Origin of the sequence: Bacteroides acidifaciens, assembly GCF_903181435.1 — a bacterium.
GTDB lineage: Bacteria > Bacteroidota > Bacteroidia > Bacteroidales > Bacteroidaceae > Bacteroides.
The window spans coordinates 835845-856713 of sequence record NZ_CAEUHO010000004.1 but is presented as its reverse complement, the minus strand read 5'-3'; the positions used below and the strand labels follow the sequence as shown (position 1 = coordinate 856713).

Sequence of the window (20869 nt, the reverse complement as noted above, 5' to 3'; positions counted from 1 at the left end):
AGCGCCATCAGGCATTTTTGCTTTTCTATTCGTGGAAACACATTCCTTTTCTCCCTATTTTCGTCGTAGAAATTATTATCAAATCAATAAATTCATTTGTTCATGAAAGCACATTTTTCATTTAAACACTTGTTATTTCTTGGAAGTGCCGTGTTGTACACCCTGCAATCTTCCGCCGTAAAGAATCCGGTGGACTATGTCAGCACACTGGTAGGCACCCAATCCAAGTTCGAACTGTCCACCGGAAATACGTATCCGGCTACGGCACTGCCGTGGGGAATGAATTTCTGGACACCGCAGACCGGTAAAATGGGAGACGGCTGGGCATATACGTACAATGCCGACAAAATCCGGGGATTCAAGCAGACGCACCAACCCAGCCCGTGGATGAACGACTACGGCCAGTTTGCCATCATGCCCATTACCGGCGGACTGGTATTCGACCAGGACCGGCGCGCCAGTTGGTTCTCTCACAAGGCGGAAGTCGCCAAGCCTTATTATTACAAGGTGTATCTAGCCGACCATGACGTGACTACCGAACTCGTTCCCACCGAACGTGCAGCCATGTTTCGCTTTACGTATCCCGAAACGAAGAATTCCTATGTCATCCTGGATGCCTTCGACAAAGGTTCTTACATCAAAGTGATTCCCGAAGAGAACAAGATTATCGGCTATTCGACAAAGAACAGCGGCGGTGTGCCCGAAAACTTCAAGAACTACTTTGTAGTGCAGTTCGACAAGCCGTTTACGTTTACTTCCACCGTTTCGGAAAACAGGATTCTCCCTAATGAAACGGAAGCGAAGGGGAACCATACGGGAGCTGTCATCGGATTCGCCACGAAAAAAGGAGAAATCGTCCACGCCCGTGTCGCCTCTTCTTTTATCAGCCCCGAACAGGCGGAACTGAACCTGAAAGAGCTAGGCAACAAGACTTTCGACCAACTGGTGAGCAGCGGACGAAACATATGGAACCGTGAAATGGGCAAGGTAGAGATAGAAGACGACAACATCGACAACCTGCGCACGTTCTACTCCTGCCTATACCGTTCGATGCTCTTCCCGCGCAGTTTCTACGAAATAGACGCGAAGGGACAAGTGATGCATTACAGCCCTTACAACGGCAAAGTACTTCCGGGGTATATGTTTACCGACACCGGATTCTGGGATACATTCCGCTCTCTGTTTCCTTTCCTCAACCTGATGTATCCGTCAATGAACCGGAAGATGCAGGAAGGACTGGTGAACGCTTACAAGGAAAGCGGCTTCCTGCCCGAATGGGCGACACCGGGACACCGCGACTGCATGGTAGGCAACAACTCGGCTTCCGTTGTAGCGGACGCCTATATCAAAGGTTTGCGCGGATATGACATCGAAACTCTTTGGGAAGCGTTGAAACACGGAACGAACGCGCATCTCCGCGGGACTGCTTCCGGCCGTCTCGGTTATGAGTCCTACAACCAACTGGGCTATGTAGCCAACAACATCGGAATCGGGCAGAACGTAGCCCGCACCCTCGAATACGCTTATAACGACTGGACTATCTATGCATTAGGCAAGAAACTGGGTAAACCGGCCGACGAAATCGAGATTTATAAAAAGCGCGCACAGAACTACAAGAATGTCTATCACCCGGAACGCAAACTGATGGTGGGCAAGGACGATAAAGGTGTATTCAACCCCAACTTCGACGCGGTAGACTGGAGCGGCGAATTTTGCGAAGGTAACAGTTGGCACTGGAGTTTCTGTGTATTCCACGACCCGCAAGGGCTTATCGACCTGATGGGCGGCAAGAAAGAATTCAATACCATGATGGATTCCGTATTCGTAATTCCGGGCAAGCTGGGAATGGAAAGCCGCGGCATGATTCACGAAATGCGCGAGATGCAGGTGATGAACATGGGACAATATGCACACGGCAACCAGCCGATTCAGCACATGGTTTATCTTTACAACTATTCCGGCGAGCCTTGGAAAACCCAGTACCGGGTACGCGAAATAATGGACAAGCTGTATACCGCCGCACCGGACGGTTATTGCGGTGACGAGGACAACGGTCAGACTTCTGCCTGGTATGTATTCTCCGCCTTAGGCTTCTACACTGTTTGTCCGGGAACCGACGAGTATGTCGTAGGCTCTCCTCTCTTCAAATCAGCCAAACTGCATCTGGAGAACGGGAAAACAGTCACTATCAAGTCGGATAACAACCAGCCCGACCACTGCTACATCAAGGAAATGAAAGTGAACGGAAAGCCGTACTCACGCAATTATCTTACACACGACCAGTTGACGCGAGGTGCGAATATCCAATTCCGGATGAGCCCTGTACCCGACAAACAACGGGGAACCACTGAAAAAGATGCTCCCTACTCTCTTTCATTTGAATAAAATATCGTACTTTTGAAGTCTGAGAATTATCTATCAAACAAACTATAAAAACATGAAACTTAAAAGCCTTTTATTTATTGCTATTGTTGCGATAGTCTTTTGCGGTTGCCAAAGTAACTATCAGCCTACTTCCATCACCGTTGCCTCCTACAATCTGAGAAACGCCAACGGCAGCGACTCCGTCAACGGAAACGGTTGGGGACAACGTTATCCGGTCATTGCCCAAATGGTGCAATACCACGATTTCGACATTTTCGGCACGCAGGAGTGCTTCATTCATCAACTGAAGGACATGAAAGAGGCATTGCCCGGCTATGACTATATCGGTGTAGGCCGCGACGACGGCAAGGAGAAAGGTGAACATTCTGCTATTTTCTATCGTACGGACAAGTTCGACGTGATAGAGAAAGGCGATTTCTGGTTGTCGGAAACTCCCGACGTGCCGAGCAAAGGTTGGGATGCCGTACTGCCGCGTATTTGCAGTTGGGGACATTTCAAATGCAAGGACACCGGTTTCGAATTCCTTTTCTTCAACCTGCACATGGATCACATAGGAAAGAAGGCACGCGTGGAAAGCGCATTCCTCGTACAGGACAAGATGAAGGAACTCGGCAAAGGCAAAGACCTTCCGGCTATCCTGACGGGGGATTTCAATGTCGACCAGACTCACCAGTCGTATGATGCTTTCGTGAGCAAAGGGGTATTGTGCGACTCTTACGAGAAGTGTGATTTCCGCTATGCCATCAACGGCACGTTCAATGACTTCGACCCGGACAGCTTTACGGAAAGCCGTATCGACCATGTGTTCGTGTCGCCGTCTTTCCACGTGAAAAGATACGGCGTACTGACGGATACATACCGCAGCATCGTAGGAAACGGCGAGAAGAAGCAGGCGAACGACTGTCCGGAAGAAATCGACATCAAGGCTTACCAGGCACGCACGCCTTCCGACCATTTTCCCGTGAAGGTGGAACTGGAGTTTGACGAGCGGCAACAGAAATAATATTTGTCAGCCGTGTGCCGTCTATCCGTCATTCGGCTGACACTTTTCACTAATAACCTGAAAGTTTCAATTCCCAACTCCGATACTCCTATGAGAAATATATGTTTTGCAGCCTGTATGCTATTTTGCCTTACTTCCGCAGCTGGAAAGACTCCGGGAAATACCCGCTATCTTTCTATTGCCGACTCGATTCTATATAATGTCTTGAATCTGTATCAGACAAATGACGGACTACTGACAGAAACGTATCCCGTCAATCCCGACCAGAAAATCACTTATCTGGCAGGCGGTACGCAACAGAACGGAACGCTGAAAGCGTCTTTCCTATGGCCGTACTCCGGGATGATGTCGGGCTGTGTGGCGCTATACAAAGCTACGGGAAATAAAAAGTACAAAAAGATACTCGAAAAGCGGATTCTTCCGGGAATGGAGCAGTATTGGGACGAAAGCCGCCTGCCAGCCTGCTACCAGTCGTATCCTGCCAAGTATGGGCAGCACGGACGTTATTATGACGACAACATCTGGATTGCACTGGATTACTGCGACTACTACCAATTGACGCACAAGCCTGCTTATTTGAAGAAAGCCGTCGCACTGTATCAATATATTTACAGCGGATGGAGCGATGAAATGGGGGGAGGCATCTTCTGGTGCGAACAGCAGAAAGAGGCGAAGCATACTTGTTCCAACGCCCCGTCGACAGTGCTCGGTGTCAAACTGTACCGGCTGACAAAAGACGCCAGGTATCTGGAAAAGGCGAAAGAGACTTATGCCTGGACAAAAAAGCATCTCTGCGACCCTGACGACCACCTTTACTGGGACAATATCAACCTGAAAGGAGGCATCTCCAAAGACAAATATGCCTACAACAGCGGACAGATGATTCAAGCGGGCGTATTGCTTTACGAGGAAACAGGGGACGAACAGTACTTGCGCGACGCACAACAGACAGCCGCAGGAACAGACGCATTTTTCCGTACAAAAGCCGACAAGAAAGACCCGGCAGTCAAGGTGCATAAAGACATGGCGTGGTTCAACGTGATTTTATTCAGAGGACTGAAAGCCCTGTATAAAGTCAACAAGAATCCGACGTATGTCGATGCCATGGCAGACAATGCCGTGCATGCCTGGGAAAGCTACCGGGACGAAAACGGACTATTAGGCCGGGATTGGTCGGGACACAACGAAGAGCAGTATAAATGGCTGCTCGACAATGCTTGTCTCATCGAATTATTTGCCGAAATTTAATCAATTAAAAACTATTACCATGAATATTACTAAAGCCTTTTGCTTATCCATGGCACTCTTGGGCGCAGCCAACATACAGGCTATGGAGAACAGTAATTTTATCATCCGACAAGATAATACCAAAGTCAACAACTATCGGACGAACCGCCCGGAAGCAGCGAAACGCCTGTTCGTCTCGCAAGCCGTAGAGCAACAGATTGCGCACATCAAGCAACTGCTGACTAACGCCCGGCTGGCGTGGATGTTCGAGAACTGTTTCCCGAACACGCTGGACACAACCGTCCATTTCGACGGCAAGGACGATACATTTGTTTATACGGGCGATATTCATGCCATGTGGCTTCGCGACTCCGGTGCACAAGTATGGCCTTATGTGCAACTTGCCAACAAAGATCCGGAACTGAAAAAGATGCTCGCCGGCGTCATCAACCGCCAGTTCAAGTGTATCAACATCGACCCGTACGCCAATGCTTTCAATATGAACTCCGAAGGAGGCGAATGGATGAGCGACCTCACCGCCATGAAGCCCGAACTGCATGAACGCAAATGGGAAATCGACTCGCTCTGCTATCCTATCCGTCTGGCTTATCATTACTGGAAAACGACGGGAGATGCCAGTGTATTTTCCGACGAATGGCTCGCAGCCATCGCCAACGTACTGAAAACGTTCAAGGAGCAGCAACGCAAGGACGACGCCAAAGGTCCTTATCGCTTCCAACGCAAAACGGAACGTGCGCTCGACACAATGACAAACGACGGCTGGGGTAATCCTGTGAAGCCTGTCGGGCTGATTGCTTCCGCTTTCCGCCCTTCCGACGATGCCACAACTTTCCAGTTCCTTGTTCCGTCCAACTTCTTCGCTGTCACTTCGCTTCGCAAAGCTGCCGAGATTCTGACTACGGTCAATAAGAAGCCGGATTTAGCGAAGCAATGCACAGTTCTTGCAGACGAAGTGGAAAAGGCCCTGAAGAAGTATGCAATTTACAATCACCCGAAGTATGGTAAAATCTATGCTTTCGAAGTGGATGGTTTCGGCAATCAACTGTTAATGGATGATGCCAATGTGCCGAGCCTTATCGCCTTGCCTTATCTGGGAGACGTAAAAGTGAACGATCCGATTTATCAGAATACCCGCAAATTCGTATGGAGTGAGGATAATCCTTACTTCTTCAAAGGTACTGCCGGAGAGGGTATCGGTGGCCCGCATATCGGATATGACATGATTTGGCCGATGAGCATTATGATGAAAGCGTTCACCAGCCAGAACGATGCGGAAATCAAGACTTGCATCAAAATGCTGATGGACACGGATGCCGGAACAGGTTTCATGCACGAATCCTTCCATAAAAATGACCCGAAAAACTTCACCCGCTCCTGGTTTGCATGGCAGAATACACTGTTCGGGGAGTTAATCCTGAAACTTGTCAACGAAGGAAAAGTGGACTTATTGAACAGTATCCGGTAGTTTCTACCCTGCTCTTGCCTATGAGATAATTGATTCATACGGCGAAACCAATGGTTCCATGCCTTGAAACTTTTGGTTTCACCGTATGAAACAGGGAGTTTCATGCTTCGGAAACAAGAGTTTCAAGCAATAGAAACTAAAGTTTCAAGCCTTTGAAACTACAGTTTCCCACTGCTAAAACTATGGTTTCTCACCGTTGAAACTATGGTTTCAAATAAGGAAACAATTCTTTTCCCGTAAGCATACACAATGTGACAGCAACAGTTGTCGTCACACTGCTATCACATCATGCTGTCACATAATAACTCATGCATTATCAAGCACTTGCATCTAACCATGTGACAGATGACAGCATTTTCTTATTTTTTTTAATTTATATGTAGAGGAGTAATTGTCCTCATAAACCAATTAATAGATTATGAAATCAACTTTTTTATTTCTACTTGCTACAACGATGATGACCTGTACCGCCTACGGACAGTCTGACAATAACAAAGAGAACAAATTGCCCGATTGGGCTTTCGGCGGTTTCGAACGTCCGAAGAACGTCAATCCTGTAATATCTCCCATAGAAAACACTAAGTTTTATTGCCCGTTGGCAAAAGATTCCATTGCCTGGGAATCGAATGACACCTTCAATCCGGCAGCCACGCTCTACAATGGGGAGATTGTCGTATTGTATCGTGCAGAAGATAAGTCCGGTGTCGGCATCGGTCACCGCACTTCCCGTCTCGGCTATGCCACTTCTACCGATGGCACGCGTTTCAAACGGGAAAAGTCGCCGGTGTTCTATCCGGACAATGATTCGCAAAAAGAACTGGAATGGCCGGGTGGCTGTGAAGACCCGCGAGTTGCCGTGACAGAAGACGGACTTTATGTAATGATGTACACACAATGGAACCGCCATGTGCCCCGCCTGGCAGTAGCCACTTCCCGCAATCTGAAAGACTGGACAAAGCACGGTCCTGCCTTTGCCAAAGCATACAACGGAAAATTCTTCAACTTGGGATGCAAATCCGGCTCTATCCTGACGGAAGTAGTAAAAGGAAAACAGCTTATCAAGAAAATCAACGGACAATACTTTATGTACTGGGGCGAAGAACATGTATTTGCCGCCACTTCCGATGATTTAATCAACTGGACGCCTGTTGTCAACACAGACGGCTCCCTAAAGAAACTATTCTCTCCCCGCGACGGATATTTCGACAGCCATCTTACCGAATGTGGACCTCCGGCTATCTACACCCCGAAAGGCATCGTCCTTCTCTACAACGGAAAGAACCATGCGGGAAGAGGAGACAAACGCTACACCGCCAACGTCTATGCTGCCGGACAAGCTCTTTTCGATGCCAACGAACCGACCCGCTTCATCACCCGTCTTGACGAACCGTTCTTCCGTCCGATGGACAGCTTTGAGAAAAGCGGCCAATACGTAGACGGCACCGTTTTTATCGAAGGAATGGTTTACTTCAAAAACAAATGGTATTTGTATTATGGCTGTGCAGACTCCAAGGTAGGCGTAGCCGTTTATAACCCGAAACACCCCGCCAAGGCTGACCCGCTGCCATAAGCAATGAAATAACAAACAGCCGGTTATAGAAAATACAAATCCTGCTCTCATCCCTATTCACTGAAAAGAATAGGGTTTGAAAGCAGGATTTATTTTTGGATTCTCAAAGAGAAATCAGCCAATCACATTCAAGCAAGTTATGTACAAACTCTTTGCACATATTTAACGCTATTCGCTATTCCATTGTTTCCATTAATAACATTCAGCCCTCTTCTATAAAACCTGTTAGTCTTATGGAAGAGGACTGAAAACTACGTTCAAACAACTATCTGAATCCTATTACCTATTGAAAACTATGTTCTTCTTATTCATTTATCTTATTCAAAACAACCGGTCTGTTTGCCGGAGCCTTGCCGAAATTCTTATTCGGTTTCTTTCCCATTACAAACTTCAAAGTGCTGCCGTTGATAATATCATCATATATGATATAACTCTTATTATAAGGCTTACCGTTCAAATAAACTTTCTGGATATAAATATTCTCTTTGTTATTGTTGGGAGCTTCAACTGTAAATGTCTTGCCACCACGTACCTTCATTTCGACTTTCTTAAAACACGGGCTGCCGAAAACAAATACACCGTCCGACGGATTCACTTGATAAAGCCCCATGGATGAAAGAAGATACCAGGCGGACATCTGACCGCAGTCTTCATTACCGATGATGCCTTCCGGTCGGTCTGTATAGAATTCATCCATAATGAAACGCACTTTCTCCGCTGTTTTCCATTGCTCGCCGGCATATGCATACAGGTAGGCGACGTGATGGCTCGGTTCATTTCCATGTGCGTATTGCCCGATAAGTCCGGTAATATCACTGGATGCGCCTTCGCCCATGCTGTCATTATTAGTAAAGAAGTTATCGAGTTTGGCGACAAACGGTTTGTCACCACCGAATAGACCGATTAGCCCATACGGGTCTTGCGGAGCGAAGAATGTATATTGCCAGCCGTTGCCTTCGCAGAAGTCTCCGACGGTATGGATGGATCGTGCCGGGTCATAAGGAGTACGCCAGGAACCGTCTTCCAACTTCGGACGAATGAAGTGGATGGAAGAGTCGAAGTAGTTTTTATAGTAATGCGCACGTTTCGCGTAAGTTGCCGCATCTCCGGTCTTTCCCATTTTACGTGCCATGGCGGCAATTCCCCAGTCATCTACTGCATATTCCATGGCTATCGAGGTAGCTTCATGGATTTTATCGGCAGGGATATATCCTTTCTCTATCACATAAGGGACTCCTTTTTGTTTCTCATAAGTGGCAGTCGCTTTCATTGCCTGCAATGCTTCTTCCGCATCGAATCCGGTAAATCCTTTCAGGTAGGCATCGGCAATGACAGGGACGGAGCTATAACCCGGCATTTGATTAGTTTCACCGCTCATCAAAGGCCAGATAGGAAGCTTGTCCTGCTGGCGGTAGATGGAAAGCATGGAGTTGACCACGTTGTCTACCATTTCAGGCTGGATGATAGTCATCAGAGGATGCAGGGCCCGGTAGGTATCCCATAAAGAAAGGGTGGTATAGTTGACCTTCTTCGGGTCAGTGTAAATCATATCATTCATCCCTCTATATTCTCCATTCACGTCACAATAAAGCGTAGGAGCAATCATGGTATGATAATGCGCAGTATAAAAAGTACGTTTGGAAGCCTCATCATCCGTCTCTACTGTCATTCTTGCAAGTTCTTTATTCCATCGTCCGGCACTCATCTTTACTGTTTTGTCAAAGTCCCAATGAGAAAGTTCTTCTTGCAGGTTCATTGCTGCATTGGCACAGCTAACGGAAGAAATAGCAACCTTTATCTTTACTTCTTTTACATTGCCGAAGGTGAGGACGCTTTTTACGGATGCTACTTTCAGTTGGTCCCAGGGTTTCGGCGTATTATCATCGTAGGCTGTAAACTGCTCTATCTTCTTGTCGCTCTTCAGCACAAAATAGACTTTCCGGGAAGGGCTCCAACCCCTTACGTAGCGATAGCCTTCTACTGTATAGTCGTCTATTTTACGGATATAGCTATCATAGGCATTCGAGCCGTTCCCTTCGCGCAAGTCAATCAATATAGAAGCAGGCTTGCCTTCGGGGTATGTATAACGATGGAAGCCTACCCGGTCTGTTGCCGTCAGTTCCGCTCTGATATTATAGCGGTCGAGAAGTAAGGAGTAATATTCGGGACGGGCTATCTCATTATCGTGCGAATAGCGGGAAGCGTAGCCGTCGCGTATATCATCCTGATTTCCTCTAGGAGTACGGATTTCATTCAACGGCATAATGAGAATATCACCTAAGTCGGTACATCCCGTACCGCTCAGATGAGTATGCGAGAAACCTATCAAGATGCTGTCGGAATAATGATAGCCGGAGCACCAGTCCCATCCTTTATGGATATTGCTAGGGCCGAGCTGCACCATGCCGTAAGGAACGCTCGTTCCTACAAATACATGCCCGTGATAACCGGAGCCGATATAAGGGTCGACATACTGAAGCAGTCCTTCACTTTTTGAATAGTCCCGTTGTGCAACTCCGCTTCCTGTCGCAAGTAAAAAGCAGGAAGCAAGTGCGAGTAGTTTAAATGCCTTCATTCGTATTTTTCTTTAGTATAACTGAATATAGTAATTAGCGAATGATGCAAATATAATATGTATCGGGGAATTTACCGGCTGTCGCTAGAATTAACCGGAAGAATGGCAGGCAAGTTTACTCTTTTGGCAAAAAGAAGAAGGATTTGTACTGCTTAGAACAGTTCAAATCCTTTCCATAGGTTTCCATCGGGGAGAGGAGCTTCAAGCGCTATCAACTCTTTCGAGACGGGGTGTACGAACCGTACCCTCCGGGCATGCAGGCAAATGCTGCCATCGGGATTGGAACGAGGAGAGCCGTATTTCAAGTCTCCCTTAATGGGACATCCCATCTTTGCCAACTGGCAACGAATCTGATGATGGCGCCCGGTTTTCAAATCAACTTCGAGCAAATAATAATTCTCCGAACGGCCGATTAGGCGGTAGTCCAAAATCGCCTTCTTGCTATTCGGCACTTCTTTATCGTACGCATAACTCTTGTTCTGCTTCTCATTGCGTACAAGGAAATGTACCAGTTCGCCTTCCGGTTCTCCGGGAGCGTTCTTCACCACTGCCCAGTAGGTCTTCTTCACCTCACTGGTGCGGAACATCTCATTGAGACGCGTAAGTGCCTTGCTCGTTTTGGCAAATATGACAAGACCGCTTACGGGGCGGTCCAGCCGGTGTGTCACACCGATGAAGACATTGCCGGGTTTCTGGTACTTCTCTTTCAGGTACTGTTTCACAGTCTCCGAAAGCGGCGTATCCCCCGTCTTGTCTGCCTGGACAATCTCGGAAGCGGTCTTGTTGACTACAATGATATGGTTGTCTTCGTATACAACAGTCATTCTGTTCGATTACATATTCATACCACCATCTACCTGAATCACCTGTCCTGATACATAAGAAGACATATCAGAAGCCAAGAAGGTAGCGATGTTTGCCACATCTTCAGGAGTACCGCCACGACGCAAAGGAATTTTCTTTGCCCATTCAGCTCTTACTTCGTCAGAGAGAGCAGCAGTCATGTCTGTCAGGATGAATCCCGGAGCGATAGCGTTGGCACGGATGCCGCGAGAACCGAGTTCCTGTGCGATAGACTTCGCCAATGCAATCATACCTGCTTTAGAAGCAGCATAGTTAGCTTGTCCCGCATTACCGTGAACACCTACTACGGATGCCATATTGATAATGCTACCTGCTTTTTGACGCATCATGATAGGTGTACAAGCGTGGATGAAGTTAAATGCAGACTTCAGGTTCACGTTGATTACCATATCCCATTGCTGTTCGCTCATACGCATCATCAAGCCGTCACGAGTGATACCGGCATTGTTTACCAATATATCGATACGTCCGAAGTCCTTGTGGATTTCTTCTACGACCTTTGCAGTATCTTCAAAGTTAGCAGCGTTAGAAGCATAACCTTTGGCTTTCACGCCCATTGCTTCCAATTCTTTAACTGTATTATCTGCATTTTCGTCAATGACAAGGTCAGTAAATGCGATGTTTGCGCCTTCGGCGGCAAACTTCAGAGCGATAGCCTTACCAATACCTCGGGCAGCACCGGTTACAATGGCTGTTTTTCCGTCTAATAATCCCATACTAAAAATTATTTAATTAAATTTCTGTTCTATGCAGTGCGCCAAACACAATGTTGGACACATATCTGTTTCTCGTATCTTCATCCAGATGCGCACCTATATGACCGCGGATATAAGGAACTTCAATTCCCTTCACGCAATAATGTATCAAATCGGCAGTCATCTCTACATCGTCAATGTGGAAAACTCCTTTTGCCTGTCCTTCCAGAAGAACCGCCTTAAAGAGCTGCATCTCCTTTGCATCGAATTTCTTACGCACCTTCTCTACCCGCCATATGTCACGGAAGAAGTTGGCACGCAACGTCCCGTTCCGGTAGACGACTTCTTTTACCGCATCCAGCCGGGTATATATCAGTTCCAATAGTTTTTCATCCGGAGAGATATTCTTTTCCGACACCCGCTTCATCATATCCGACAGGATATCCAGTTCTGATTCTACAACAGCCAGATAGATTTCATCCTTACTTTTAAAATAGGTATATAGAGTCCTTCTACCTTTTTTAGAAGCAAGAGCGATATCGTTCATTGTCGTGTTCTCTACTCCCATCTTCGCAAAAAGCTGACGGGCAACATCTACTAATTTGGCTTTTGTCTTGGATACGGTCATAGGTTACAAATTGCACATTGCTGAATATTCTGAGCAAAAGTAACTCTTTTCTTTAGACCACACAAGAAAATAGAGAGAATATTAACGTTTGTATATTAATAGGTACTAAAAAAAGTCATCCTATTACCCTACTCATTTTCAGCTATATATGAGAAATATGAGAATTTATTAGAAAAATATTCTGCAAATAATTTGTGTATTCCAAATAAAGCCGTACCTTTGCACTCGTTAAACATCGCGGAGTGGAGCAGTTGGTAGCTCGTTGGGCTCATAACCCAAAGGTCATTCGTTCGAGTCGGATCTCCGCAACTAAGATAAGAAGAATCGCAGAAATGCGGTTCTTCTTTGTTTATGGCTATTTACTCTCCAATAGTGTTATCAACACCCTTCGCTGCAATTATCAACAAGGGTATCAACAAAGTTATTAACAGGTTAATTTATTTATAATAAATACATTAACGGAATAGCTGCCGACGTTATAAACAGCTTAGGAAAAATGTGAATTCCCAAAAATCTTTCTCAGTTCCACCAACGTCAAATAGATTTGCCGCTCTATCGTACGGACAGATACGTTCATGATATCGGCTATTTCCTTATAGCTTTTTTCATCAAAACGGCTCAGTTCAAACGCTCTTCTCCTGCGCTCGGGAAGCGTAGCAAGTACGGAATATACATCCTGAAGCGTTTCCCGGCAGTAATATCTCTCCAGAAAATCCTCTTCCATCAGAAATGAGGGGGCTTCCAGCGTAAAACGCTCTTCGTACTCCTGTCTCACCTGCTCGTGCTTGTAGCGATTGATTGCGATGTTTCGCGTCATAATCAAAAGATAGGAATCAATCTCTCTTTCATTGTCCACCCATATGTGACGCCTTTCCCAAAGTCGGGTAAAAACTTCCTGAGTAACATCTTCCGCATCCAACTCGGTTCTCAGCAAGCCGTAAGCAAACTGCTTTATCCTAGAATAATTGGCTTTGACCAACCGCGAAAAGAAATCTCTTTGGTCAAAACTCTCCTTATCCATCATCATTTCCATACAATTACATTGTGGACAATAGTAAAAAGCACAGGGATGTGTCAGAACCGGTTTTCACCACAGTGAGTTTTGACGCACCCCCATGCTACATTATTAAGATACAGAAAATAACGGATTACTTTCTGTCGGGTTCATTTCTTATTTTACTTCAGGGAAGATAAACATATTACCGCTGTTGTCGTCGTAATAAGCATTGTTGGGCATAGCAAGGTGATGTGCTCCCTTACTCCAGTCCCAAATCATGGTTTCATCTTCAACAATTGTTCCGTCATCATTGCGCTTCTTACCATTACACGGATAGTAAACAACCAAGTCATCGTCGGTCGGGTCAACCATCTTCCATGCATAATCGCTCAACTGCTTGGGCGTACGGGCTATTCTCCAGAAACGGTATTCGCGAACGTAGTCATTCTTTCCTCCAATCCAGAATCCTGCCAGTTTATACTCGCCGCTACGAATTTCCTGTTCGGCTACCAAATTGCCGTTGACATAAACATAGGTCTTTTTGCCATCGTACACAAACGCAATCATATACCATGTATTTGGTTGAGCGGCAAACTTTTCTTTGTCTACATCGATTTGTGATGCACCGGTCTTAATCTGCAACTGGTTCGGATCGATGGTCACGTCACCGAAACGAGTATAGATTTCGTCCAACGGTGTAGAACCTGTCACCTGCTTGGTTCCGCCGATAGCCATGTTATTCTGCTTGTAAGCCGCACGATTAAGCATTACCTCAAATGTCCATTGCGGAACAGAGAGACCTTCCGGCCACATATTAGCATCTTCCGCACCGTTGGTGTTTTTCATCATCAGACACTTAGTTCTGATACGTTGTTCCAAAACAATCAGTGTCTCTTTCTCACCGTCGATACCGGCAACATCGCCATTGGCAATCTTAATTGGCAAAGCATAGCTCACTCCTGATTCAAATTTTACGTTTTTCAGCGTCACGTCCAATACCTGCGAAGTAGACATTGATGCAAATTCTACCTCTTTGCCAACAGCGTACATTTCAGCCGGAAGCATAGTGTAGTCTGTCTTATTTTTACTATTGAACCGGTCGAGCTGCTCTTTGTCGCCCGCAACAACAGATACTTTGACAGCAGCCCCTGTGGGCTTTACCAAAGCTATCTTTACATCTTTGACCGACAATTCAGTATCCTCTTCCACGAATATCTGAACCGTACTCTTCGAATCGATAAATGCTCCTTGTTCACTTTGAAAATCCTCAAGCGGATTTTTATAAAGTTCATTCTGACAAGCAGTCAAAAGGCAGATACTTGCCAAACTAAATATTAATTTCTTCATATCTAAATACTAATTTTATTGTTGATAGTCACCCGGATATACGACATTGCCATAATACAAAGCAGTGCGCAACCATTTATAAGGAGGCTCGTTCTTGAAATCATATTCCATATGATAAGAGCCTATACCTCCGATACGTTTTCCACTGGGCAAGTCGAGAGTAGCATAATCAAAAATCTGTCCTCCGTTTTTATTAGAGAACTCAGGATGATCAGCACTGGTGTATCTCGCAACTCCTCCGGTACGCCAATACTGTTCAAACTCTACCGTAATAATCGTCCTACGCTCCCAGTCTTTCAAATGTTCTCCCTTTTGAATTTTCATCTTTACTCCCGCTGTGGAATTCTCATGATAAGCCTGGTAAATATAATGGTCGATCATCTCGGAAGCCTCCGCAGACAAGCGATATGGTTCGCCGTCCATCACCAGCATCTTGCCCTGAGGACGCAGGCGGTCGCTCATTGTTTTGATAAGCGTCCACATTTTCGTATTACCGCTATTTTCGGCAATTGTTTGAGCATTTGCCAAGTCACCACTATGTCCATATGTCGGTTCATAGTCAATATCAAAACCATCAAGGTTATATTTGTCTATTGTATCACAAAGCGCATTGGCATAGGCTTCAATGGCTTTTGTTTCATCGCCACCACCTTTCTCCAACCAATATCCACGTCTATCTTCCACTCCCTCCGGCGTAATACCTACACCCAAGTTATCTATAATCCAACATAATAAGACCTTTCCGCCCTTCACTTCCTGGAAGAACTTCAAATCGGCTTTCTGTTCGTCCGACAAGTTTCCACGGGCACCCCATAAAGAAACAAAATCGACACTGTCGGGCAACATTTTCAAATAATTCTGCGCGTTGGTTCCCTTTCCGGTCCAGTTACCGAACCATCCGAAACCCTTTACATGAGGAGTATTGCGGTATTCGCGCAGTTTTGCATAATATTCACGCTGTGTCGGAGTCAAGTCTTCCTCTCCTTGCGCTTCAATCAACGGAACCAGACGTTCCAACCCCTCCTGATTCTCGTAAATTACTCTTTCTTCTTCTGTCCAATCCGAACAAGCTCCCAATGAAAGCGATGCGGCGAGACATATGTATAAGATGTTTTTTAATTTCATATATATATTTTTTTAATTCAACAATCAATTAGCCTATTGTTTCGGACGATTGTCCCGTACCCACCACAAGGGAGTCGCTCCCTGGTCGGGACCACCCAATAAGGTAGGTATCTCTTCCATATTCGGATTGGTCTGATATTCCGACGGAGCAAATCTGAAACGTTCCGGTGTTCTTGTGTTCGGATCTTCTGCGCCAATACGACTATAAGCTTGAGTGTCAGCAGGTTTTGCTACGTAAGGATAACCTGTTCTGCGATATTCAGTCCAAGCTTCCACCGCATTCGGGAAAAGAGCAAGGTACTTCTGCGTCATGATTTTCTGCAACTGCTCTTCTTGTTGGTTAGCTGTCTTGTAGTCATCCCACTTAGGAGAGGTATTTCCCGTTTGCAATACACTGGAATAGTAATAAATTGCAGTATTCCCATTCTTAATATCTACCGGCAATGTTGTCTTTTGCAAATAAGTGTCAGCTCCCGCAACACCAAACTCTTCAAAAGAAGTTCTGACTCCAGTTTCATACAAACTCTTCGCATCTCCTGCAGCCAATCCATAAAGCGCAGCTTCTGCACGCAGGAAATAGACTTCCGAAGCACGCATCCAATACAAGGGGCTTGCATCGGTAACAATAGGCTTGGAAGTAGTTTTTGCCCTGCTGTCTGTTTTACTATTGTTATTAGTAGGCGGCAAACATTTATAATCAAGTTTACCTGATGTCTGTTCTGCCTGAGTAAACATTTTAGCCATACGATCATCTGCATATCCTTTCAAATAAGCCCAGATTGTAGCTCCCATACGGGTTTCCCCATATTCCTCTACAGAGGCCATCATAGAATTCTTCAACGGCATCAAAGGACCATCCCCTATTTTGGCTTCGTCTGCTACAACTTCCATCACACCGCCATTGGCCGGATTGAGCGCTTTCTCGATATATTCTCTCGCCAATGCTTCATTTTTGAAATGTGTTCGCACAGCCAGGCGGAGCATGATAGAATTCGCCAACTTAATCCATTGTGCAGTATTTCCTCCGTATATCAAATCGTATAAAGGAAGAATCTGATCAGGAGCGTGATTCAACACCTCTACCGCAGCAGCCAAATCAGCCAACATCGCTTTATATACATCTTCCTGAGCGTCGAACTTGGGAGAGATTTCACCCTGTCCCGCTCTTGTGTAAGCAATCGGACCGAAAACATCCGTTGCACGGCTCCATGCTATCACTTTTACAACATCGGCAAGAGCACCAATTGCATGGTCGGAAGGAAGTTCCGAATCTTTCACCTTATCATGAATGTCAATCCACGATTGGAAGAAAGTGGAATAGAAATTCTGATAAGCATAAACCATTCTTTTTTCGGTAAAATACCAGGTAGCTTCCAAAGGATTGTTTGCCCAATCGTTATTGTTTCCAAAATAACCGATATAATTTCCTGACGAAATCAAATCCGTATTCTGCAAATCATTACCGGGACCAGTAGTCAAACTAGGCGAGCCGATAGGAATAACCCTTTGCTGCATCGCCATAAATGGAGCACCATACATCAGTCCCTTCTGCTTCAATTCATCATCAGACACACCGGTAGAAGATGTATTGATATCTTCGTAGTCACAAGCCGACACAGCAAGAAGAGATGCAATTATAAGTATGCAATTTTTTATTTTCATAACATCTAAAATTCTTTTTAATTACTCATTGATTAAAATCCAAACTTCAGGCTAACTCCGAAAGTACGCTGACTTGGAAGCATAAAATAGTCGTATCCTTGTCCGAATGTACCTGTAGAAGCAGTCAGTTCAGGGTCGAAAGGTGCTTTGTTGTAAATCATCCACAAATTGGTTCCATAGACAGATACGTTCAAGCCCTTCAATACGCTCTTGAACCACTTGTCGGGGAAAGTATATCCCAAACGAGCTTCCTGCAAACGAACGTTTGTAGCGGAATAAACGTAATAAGCATCCAAGTTAGTAACGGTTTCATAATATGCTTTCGGGTCGACTGTCACATTACCAAGTTTCACTCCACCTGCTTCACGAGCCAAAGCAGACGCCTTTGATACACCCGAACGGTCGAGAACCGCCTGAGTCTTCGAAATGACATTACCACCTATACGAGCATTGAACAAGAAATTGAGGTTGAATCCTTTATAAGAGAAACCATTGTTCCAGCCCAAGTTCCATTTCGGATTGACCGAACCTAATTTATAAGGAGTAGTCACCTCAGTAAGCAAAGACTGTCCCGGCGTGTAGTTGATATAACCGTCGGCATCGCGGACAATCCACTCGTCGGCATACATATCACCAATCTCACCGCCTTCGCGCAAACGGAAGCGTCCAACCTTGATATCGCTCAAATCATGTGTGTTGCCCATAGGGTCTTTTACGCTGGAAGGCAGCTCTTTAATCTTGTTTTTGTTAGTAGTGGCTGTGAAAGTGGTGTTGTAGTTGAACTCACCGAAAGTCTGGTCATAGCCCAAAGTGATTTCAACACCTCTGTTCTGTACATTACCTGCCTGCACAAACATATAGTTATAACCGGAACCCTTCGGCATATCAGCCTTCAACAACTGATTGTAAGTATTTGAATGATAGAATGTCACTCCCAACGTGATAGTATTGTTCAACCATCTGGAGTCGATACCCAATTCGTAAGAACGAGTTCTTTCGGCCTTGAAGTCCGGCAACGGATAATATTCATACGGCTTGTAAGTACCACCTGCCATTTCGTGTGTAATAGTACCCGGAGTCAATCCCGTAAATGAAATAGGTGAACCGACTTCTGTAAAAGAAGCACGTACCTTCAAATATCCCAATACAGGCTGTATGCTGTTACGCAGATTTTCGTCCAACATCTCTGTGATAAGAGCAGATACACCCACTGAAGGATAAGCAACCCACTCTCTCTTCGTGTTGACCAACTGCGAAGGCTTGTCCATACGTCCAGTCAAAGTAAGATACAACATTGATTTCCAAGAGAACTCAGCCGATGCAAAGGCAGCAAAGTTTCTTGTACGGCTGTCACCTCCCGTCTGGCTCGGAGAAGCCTTTCCCGGGTCTACATTGGCATACGTAAATTTATTGGGAACCAACAGCAAATCGCCACCATATCCACGTCCTTTCGTATCGTATTCCTCGAACGAAACACCGGCATTGACGGTAGCGCGATAGTGGGTCGCAAACGCTTTATCGAAGTTGACCATAATATCCGCATACTTCTGCCTGTAGCTTTCGTTGAAATAGTTATAGCGTCCGTTCGGGCCTGCAAACGTACTGCTGGTAGAAGCATAACGCTTGTCTTCCTTTTCCGTGTAAGTATTATCAATACGCACGCGACCGCTCACATTCAAGAAATCGCAGATATCATATTTCAGACTACCGAACAACATATAACGGTCTTTAACCTCAGGACGGACGTTACGATAAGCTATCCAGTAAGGATTCTGAATCTCCATACCCAAGTCACCGCAAGCCCAATGCTGCTTGCTGAAACCATCCGTTTCATCGAAGCGTTCAAAATATTTTTCCTGTTCAAAGTTCATTCCACGCGGATAGAGATAAGCACCTACAATCGGATTGAAATAAGTACCATACGCTACCATATTGTTATAGAATTCGCGGACATAATTGGCCGATACGTCCAAAGTCAACTTGTCGTTCAGGAATTTGGATGTATTTCTCAATGTCACATTGTAACGATGGTATTTATTGTTCACCACCATACCATCCGAATTGACAGCCGAACCGGACAGGTAAGTCTGGCTCTTATCATTTCCCACAGACAGATTGAAAGAGTTGTTATAAGTAACACCGGTCTGGAAGAAATCGATCGGATTGTATCCTGAAGGTTGTTCCAGTCTGTCGCCCCATGAAGTCGATGCTCCATCTACACTTCCATAAATGTCTTGGAACTCAGGAGTAACAAAAGGATTGGAGAACTCCACAGAGGAAGAAACATTCACTCTTAAAGCACCTGCCGCACCTTTTTTAGTATTAATCAAAATCACACCATTAGCAGCACTCGCACCATACAAAGCAGCAGCCGACGGTCCTGTCAGTACAGACAGGCTCTCAATATCGTCCGGATTGAAATTGGCAATACCTTCGCCCGATGTTTTACCGCCGAAACCGGTTCCGTCGCCGGCACGGTCAGCCTGGTTACCGATAGGCACACCGTCAACCACATACAATACGTTATTATCGCCTGCAATCGATTTGTTACCACGCATAACTACACGTGTTCCTCCACCTACTCCCGAAGAACTGCGTTGTATGTTCACACCTGCCACCTTACCATTCAGGCCGTTCATAAAGTTGGCATCTTTCACGGCAGTCAGCGATTCACCACCAACTTTCTGCACGTTATAACTCAACGCCTTTTCCGAACGTTTGATACCCAAAGCAGTTACAACTACTTCTTCCAATACTTCTGTATCTTCACCAAGCACAACGTTCAAGGGAGCAGCATTTGCTACGGTTACTGACTGGTTAGAATAACCGATATAAGAAAACTCAAGAACATCACCGACAGAAACTTTCAATGTAAATTTTCCGTCCAGGTCAGTTACAGTACCATTAGTAGTACCCTTCACCAAAACACTTACACCAATCAGCGGTTCTCCTTTGGTATCTTTCACTGTACCGGAAACACTGATTACATTGTCTTGCACCTGACTGACGAAATGAGAGTCAGACGCATACAAGCTGCCTCCACCTGCTAATAGCAACAAGCTAAAAAGCAAACAGAAACCTTTGCGATTCAGATTTGTTTTCATTCAATAATAAATTAAATTTAAAATAGTTTTAATAAATAACGGGAGTTATATCTACAGTCGTTATTTCAAAAAGATGCGAACTGATTTTTCGGAGGTATTCAACACATTAATAAACGATATATTAAATACTTTTTTTTCATATGTATTATTTTTTAGGTTTTACGCCGCAAAGATAGTTATTATATATTAACAGGCAATAAC

The 20869-nt window shown here is 45.3% G+C and carries 14 protein-coding genes and 1 tRNA gene; 6 read left to right on the top strand and 9 right to left on the bottom strand.

The window, feature by feature from the left end; translation table 11 throughout:
• Window positions 1–102 precede the first annotated feature (102 nt).
• The 5 genes from CLIN57ABFB40_RS15305 to CLIN57ABFB40_RS15285 all read left to right on the top strand — a co-directional run bounded on the left by CLIN57ABFB40_RS15305 (window position 103) and on the right by CLIN57ABFB40_RS15285 (window position 7671).
• Entirely contained in the window at window positions 103–2385 is a 2283-nt protein-coding gene (locus tag CLIN57ABFB40_RS15305; RefSeq protein ID WP_175630888.1) for a GH92 family glycosyl hydrolase, read from the top strand.
• 52 nt (window positions 2386–2437) lie between these two features.
• On the top strand, window positions 2438–3388 hold the full coding sequence (locus tag CLIN57ABFB40_RS15300; RefSeq protein ID WP_148332227.1) for an endonuclease/exonuclease/phosphatase family protein: 951 nt from the start codon (window positions 2438–2440) through the stop codon (window positions 3386–3388).
• 90 nt (window positions 3389–3478) lie between these two features.
• The gene (locus CLIN57ABFB40_RS15295) at window positions 3479–4636 is read left to right on the top strand and encodes a glycoside hydrolase family 76 protein (protein WP_175630887.1); all 1158 of its coding nucleotides are present in this window, start codon (window positions 3479–3481) and stop codon (window positions 4634–4636) included.
• 19 nt (window positions 4637–4655) lie between these two features.
• Window positions 4656–6101, top strand: coding sequence for a glycoside hydrolase family 125 protein (locus tag CLIN57ABFB40_RS15290; RefSeq protein ID WP_175630886.1), 1446 nt, complete (start codon window positions 4656–4658; stop codon window positions 6099–6101).
• A gap of 418 nt (window positions 6102–6519) precedes the next feature.
• A complete protein-coding gene (locus CLIN57ABFB40_RS15285; protein WP_175630885.1) occupies window positions 6520–7671 on the top strand; it encodes a glycoside hydrolase family 130 protein in 1152 nt (383 codons plus the stop codon).
• Window positions 7672–7975: 304 nt separating this feature from the next.
• Here the strand turns inward: CLIN57ABFB40_RS15285 and CLIN57ABFB40_RS15280 are convergent, their stop codons facing one another.
• From CLIN57ABFB40_RS15280 to CLIN57ABFB40_RS15265, 4 genes are all read right to left on the bottom strand, one after another.
• Window positions 7976–10246, bottom strand: a complete 2271-nt coding sequence (locus tag CLIN57ABFB40_RS15280; RefSeq protein WP_175630884.1) for a GH92 family glycosyl hydrolase — start codon at window positions 10244–10246, stop codon at window positions 7976–7978.
• A 152-nt stretch (window positions 10247–10398) separates the two neighbouring features.
• Entirely contained in the window at window positions 10399–11070 is a 672-nt protein-coding gene (locus tag CLIN57ABFB40_RS15275; protein WP_175630883.1) for an RluA family pseudouridine synthase, read from the bottom strand.
• A gap of 9 nt (window positions 11071–11079) precedes the next feature.
• The gene (gene fabG, locus CLIN57ABFB40_RS15270; RefSeq protein ID WP_009040273.1) at window positions 11080–11826 is read right to left on the bottom strand and encodes a 3-oxoacyl-[acyl-carrier-protein] reductase; all 747 of its coding nucleotides are present in this window, start codon (window positions 11824–11826) and stop codon (window positions 11080–11082) included.
• 16 nt (window positions 11827–11842) lie between these two features.
• Complete coding sequence (locus tag CLIN57ABFB40_RS15265; protein ID WP_167961680.1) at window positions 11843–12433, bottom strand: TetR/AcrR family transcriptional regulator; 591 nt, start codon at window positions 12431–12433, stop codon at window positions 11843–11845.
• Window positions 12434–12669: 236 nt separating this feature from the next.
• On the opposite strand from CLIN57ABFB40_RS15265, the gene CLIN57ABFB40_RS15260 reads away from it, so the two are divergent.
• Window positions 12670–12742 (top strand) — tRNA-Met (locus tag CLIN57ABFB40_RS15260).
• 178 nt (window positions 12743–12920) lie between these two features.
• Here CLIN57ABFB40_RS15260 and CLIN57ABFB40_RS15255 read toward each other — a convergent pair.
• The 5 genes from CLIN57ABFB40_RS15255 to CLIN57ABFB40_RS15235 all read right to left on the bottom strand — a co-directional run bounded on the left by CLIN57ABFB40_RS15255 (window position 12921) and on the right by CLIN57ABFB40_RS15235 (window position 20668).
• Window positions 12921–13466, bottom strand: coding sequence for an RNA polymerase sigma-70 factor (locus CLIN57ABFB40_RS15255; protein WP_254871792.1), 546 nt, complete (start codon window positions 13464–13466; stop codon window positions 12921–12923).
• A 138-nt stretch (window positions 13467–13604) separates the two neighbouring features.
• Window positions 13605–14777: a BT_3987 domain-containing protein gene (locus tag CLIN57ABFB40_RS15250; protein ID WP_175630882.1), complete on the bottom strand. Its 1173-nt coding sequence runs from the start codon at window positions 14775–14777 to the stop codon at window positions 13605–13607.
• A 15-nt stretch (window positions 14778–14792) separates the two neighbouring features.
• The gene (locus CLIN57ABFB40_RS15245) at window positions 14793–15902 is read right to left on the bottom strand and encodes an endo-beta-N-acetylglucosaminidase family protein (protein WP_175630881.1); all 1110 of its coding nucleotides are present in this window, start codon (window positions 15900–15902) and stop codon (window positions 14793–14795) included.
• A 33-nt stretch (window positions 15903–15935) separates the two neighbouring features.
• Window positions 15936–17564 carry a SusD/RagB family nutrient-binding outer membrane lipoprotein gene (locus tag CLIN57ABFB40_RS15240; RefSeq protein WP_175630880.1) on the bottom strand — a complete coding sequence of 543 codons (1629 nt, stop codon included), beginning with the start codon at window positions 17562–17564 and terminating at the stop codon, window positions 15936–15938.
• Between the two features lie 32 nt (window positions 17565–17596).
• Window positions 17597–20668 (bottom strand): SusC/RagA family TonB-linked outer membrane protein, encoded by a 3072-nt coding sequence (locus tag CLIN57ABFB40_RS15235; protein ID WP_175630879.1) that lies wholly within the window; start codon window positions 20666–20668, stop codon window positions 17597–17599.
• Window positions 20669–20869: the final 201 nt, after the last annotated feature.

Coding starts and splice junctions, on each gene's coding strand:
- CLIN57ABFB40_RS15240 (WP_175630880.1), bottom strand. CDS start 17,564: ATGAAAATAAAAAATTGCATACTTATAATTGCATCTCTTCTTGCTGTG.
- CLIN57ABFB40_RS15305 (WP_175630888.1), top strand. CDS start 103: ATGAAAGCACATTTTTCATTTAAACACTTGTTATTTCTTGGAAGTGCC.
- CLIN57ABFB40_RS15235 (WP_175630879.1), bottom strand. CDS start 20,668: ATGAAAACAAATCTGAATCGCAAAGGTTTCTGTTTGCTTTTTAGCTTG.
- CLIN57ABFB40_RS15295 (WP_175630887.1), top strand. CDS start 3,479: ATGAGAAATATATGTTTTGCAGCCTGTATGCTATTTTGCCTTACTTCC.
- CLIN57ABFB40_RS15275 (WP_175630883.1), bottom strand. CDS start 11,070: ATGACTGTTGTATACGAAGACAACCATATCATTGTAGTCAACAAGACC.
- CLIN57ABFB40_RS15285 (WP_175630885.1), top strand. CDS start 6,520: ATGAAATCAACTTTTTTATTTCTACTTGCTACAACGATGATGACCTGT.
- CLIN57ABFB40_RS15245 (WP_175630881.1), bottom strand. CDS start 15,902: ATGAAATTAAAAAACATCTTATACATATGTCTCGCCGCATCGCTTTCA.
- CLIN57ABFB40_RS15255 (WP_254871792.1), bottom strand. CDS start 13,466: ATGGAAATGATGATGGATAAGGAGAGTTTTGACCAAAGAGATTTCTTT.
- CLIN57ABFB40_RS15250 (WP_175630882.1), bottom strand. CDS start 14,777: ATGAAGAAATTAATATTTAGTTTGGCAAGTATCTGCCTTTTGACTGCT.
- CLIN57ABFB40_RS15265 (WP_167961680.1), bottom strand. CDS start 12,433: ATGACCGTATCCAAGACAAAAGCCAAATTAGTAGATGTTGCCCGTCAG.
- CLIN57ABFB40_RS15280 (WP_175630884.1), bottom strand. CDS start 10,246: ATGAAGGCATTTAAACTACTCGCACTTGCTTCCTGCTTTTTACTTGCG.
- CLIN57ABFB40_RS15290 (WP_175630886.1), top strand. CDS start 4,656: ATGAATATTACTAAAGCCTTTTGCTTATCCATGGCACTCTTGGGCGCA.
- fabG (WP_009040273.1), bottom strand. CDS start 11,826: ATGGGATTATTAGACGGAAAAACAGCCATTGTAACCGGTGCTGCCCGA.
- CLIN57ABFB40_RS15300 (WP_148332227.1), top strand. CDS start 2,438: ATGAAACTTAAAAGCCTTTTATTTATTGCTATTGTTGCGATAGTCTTT.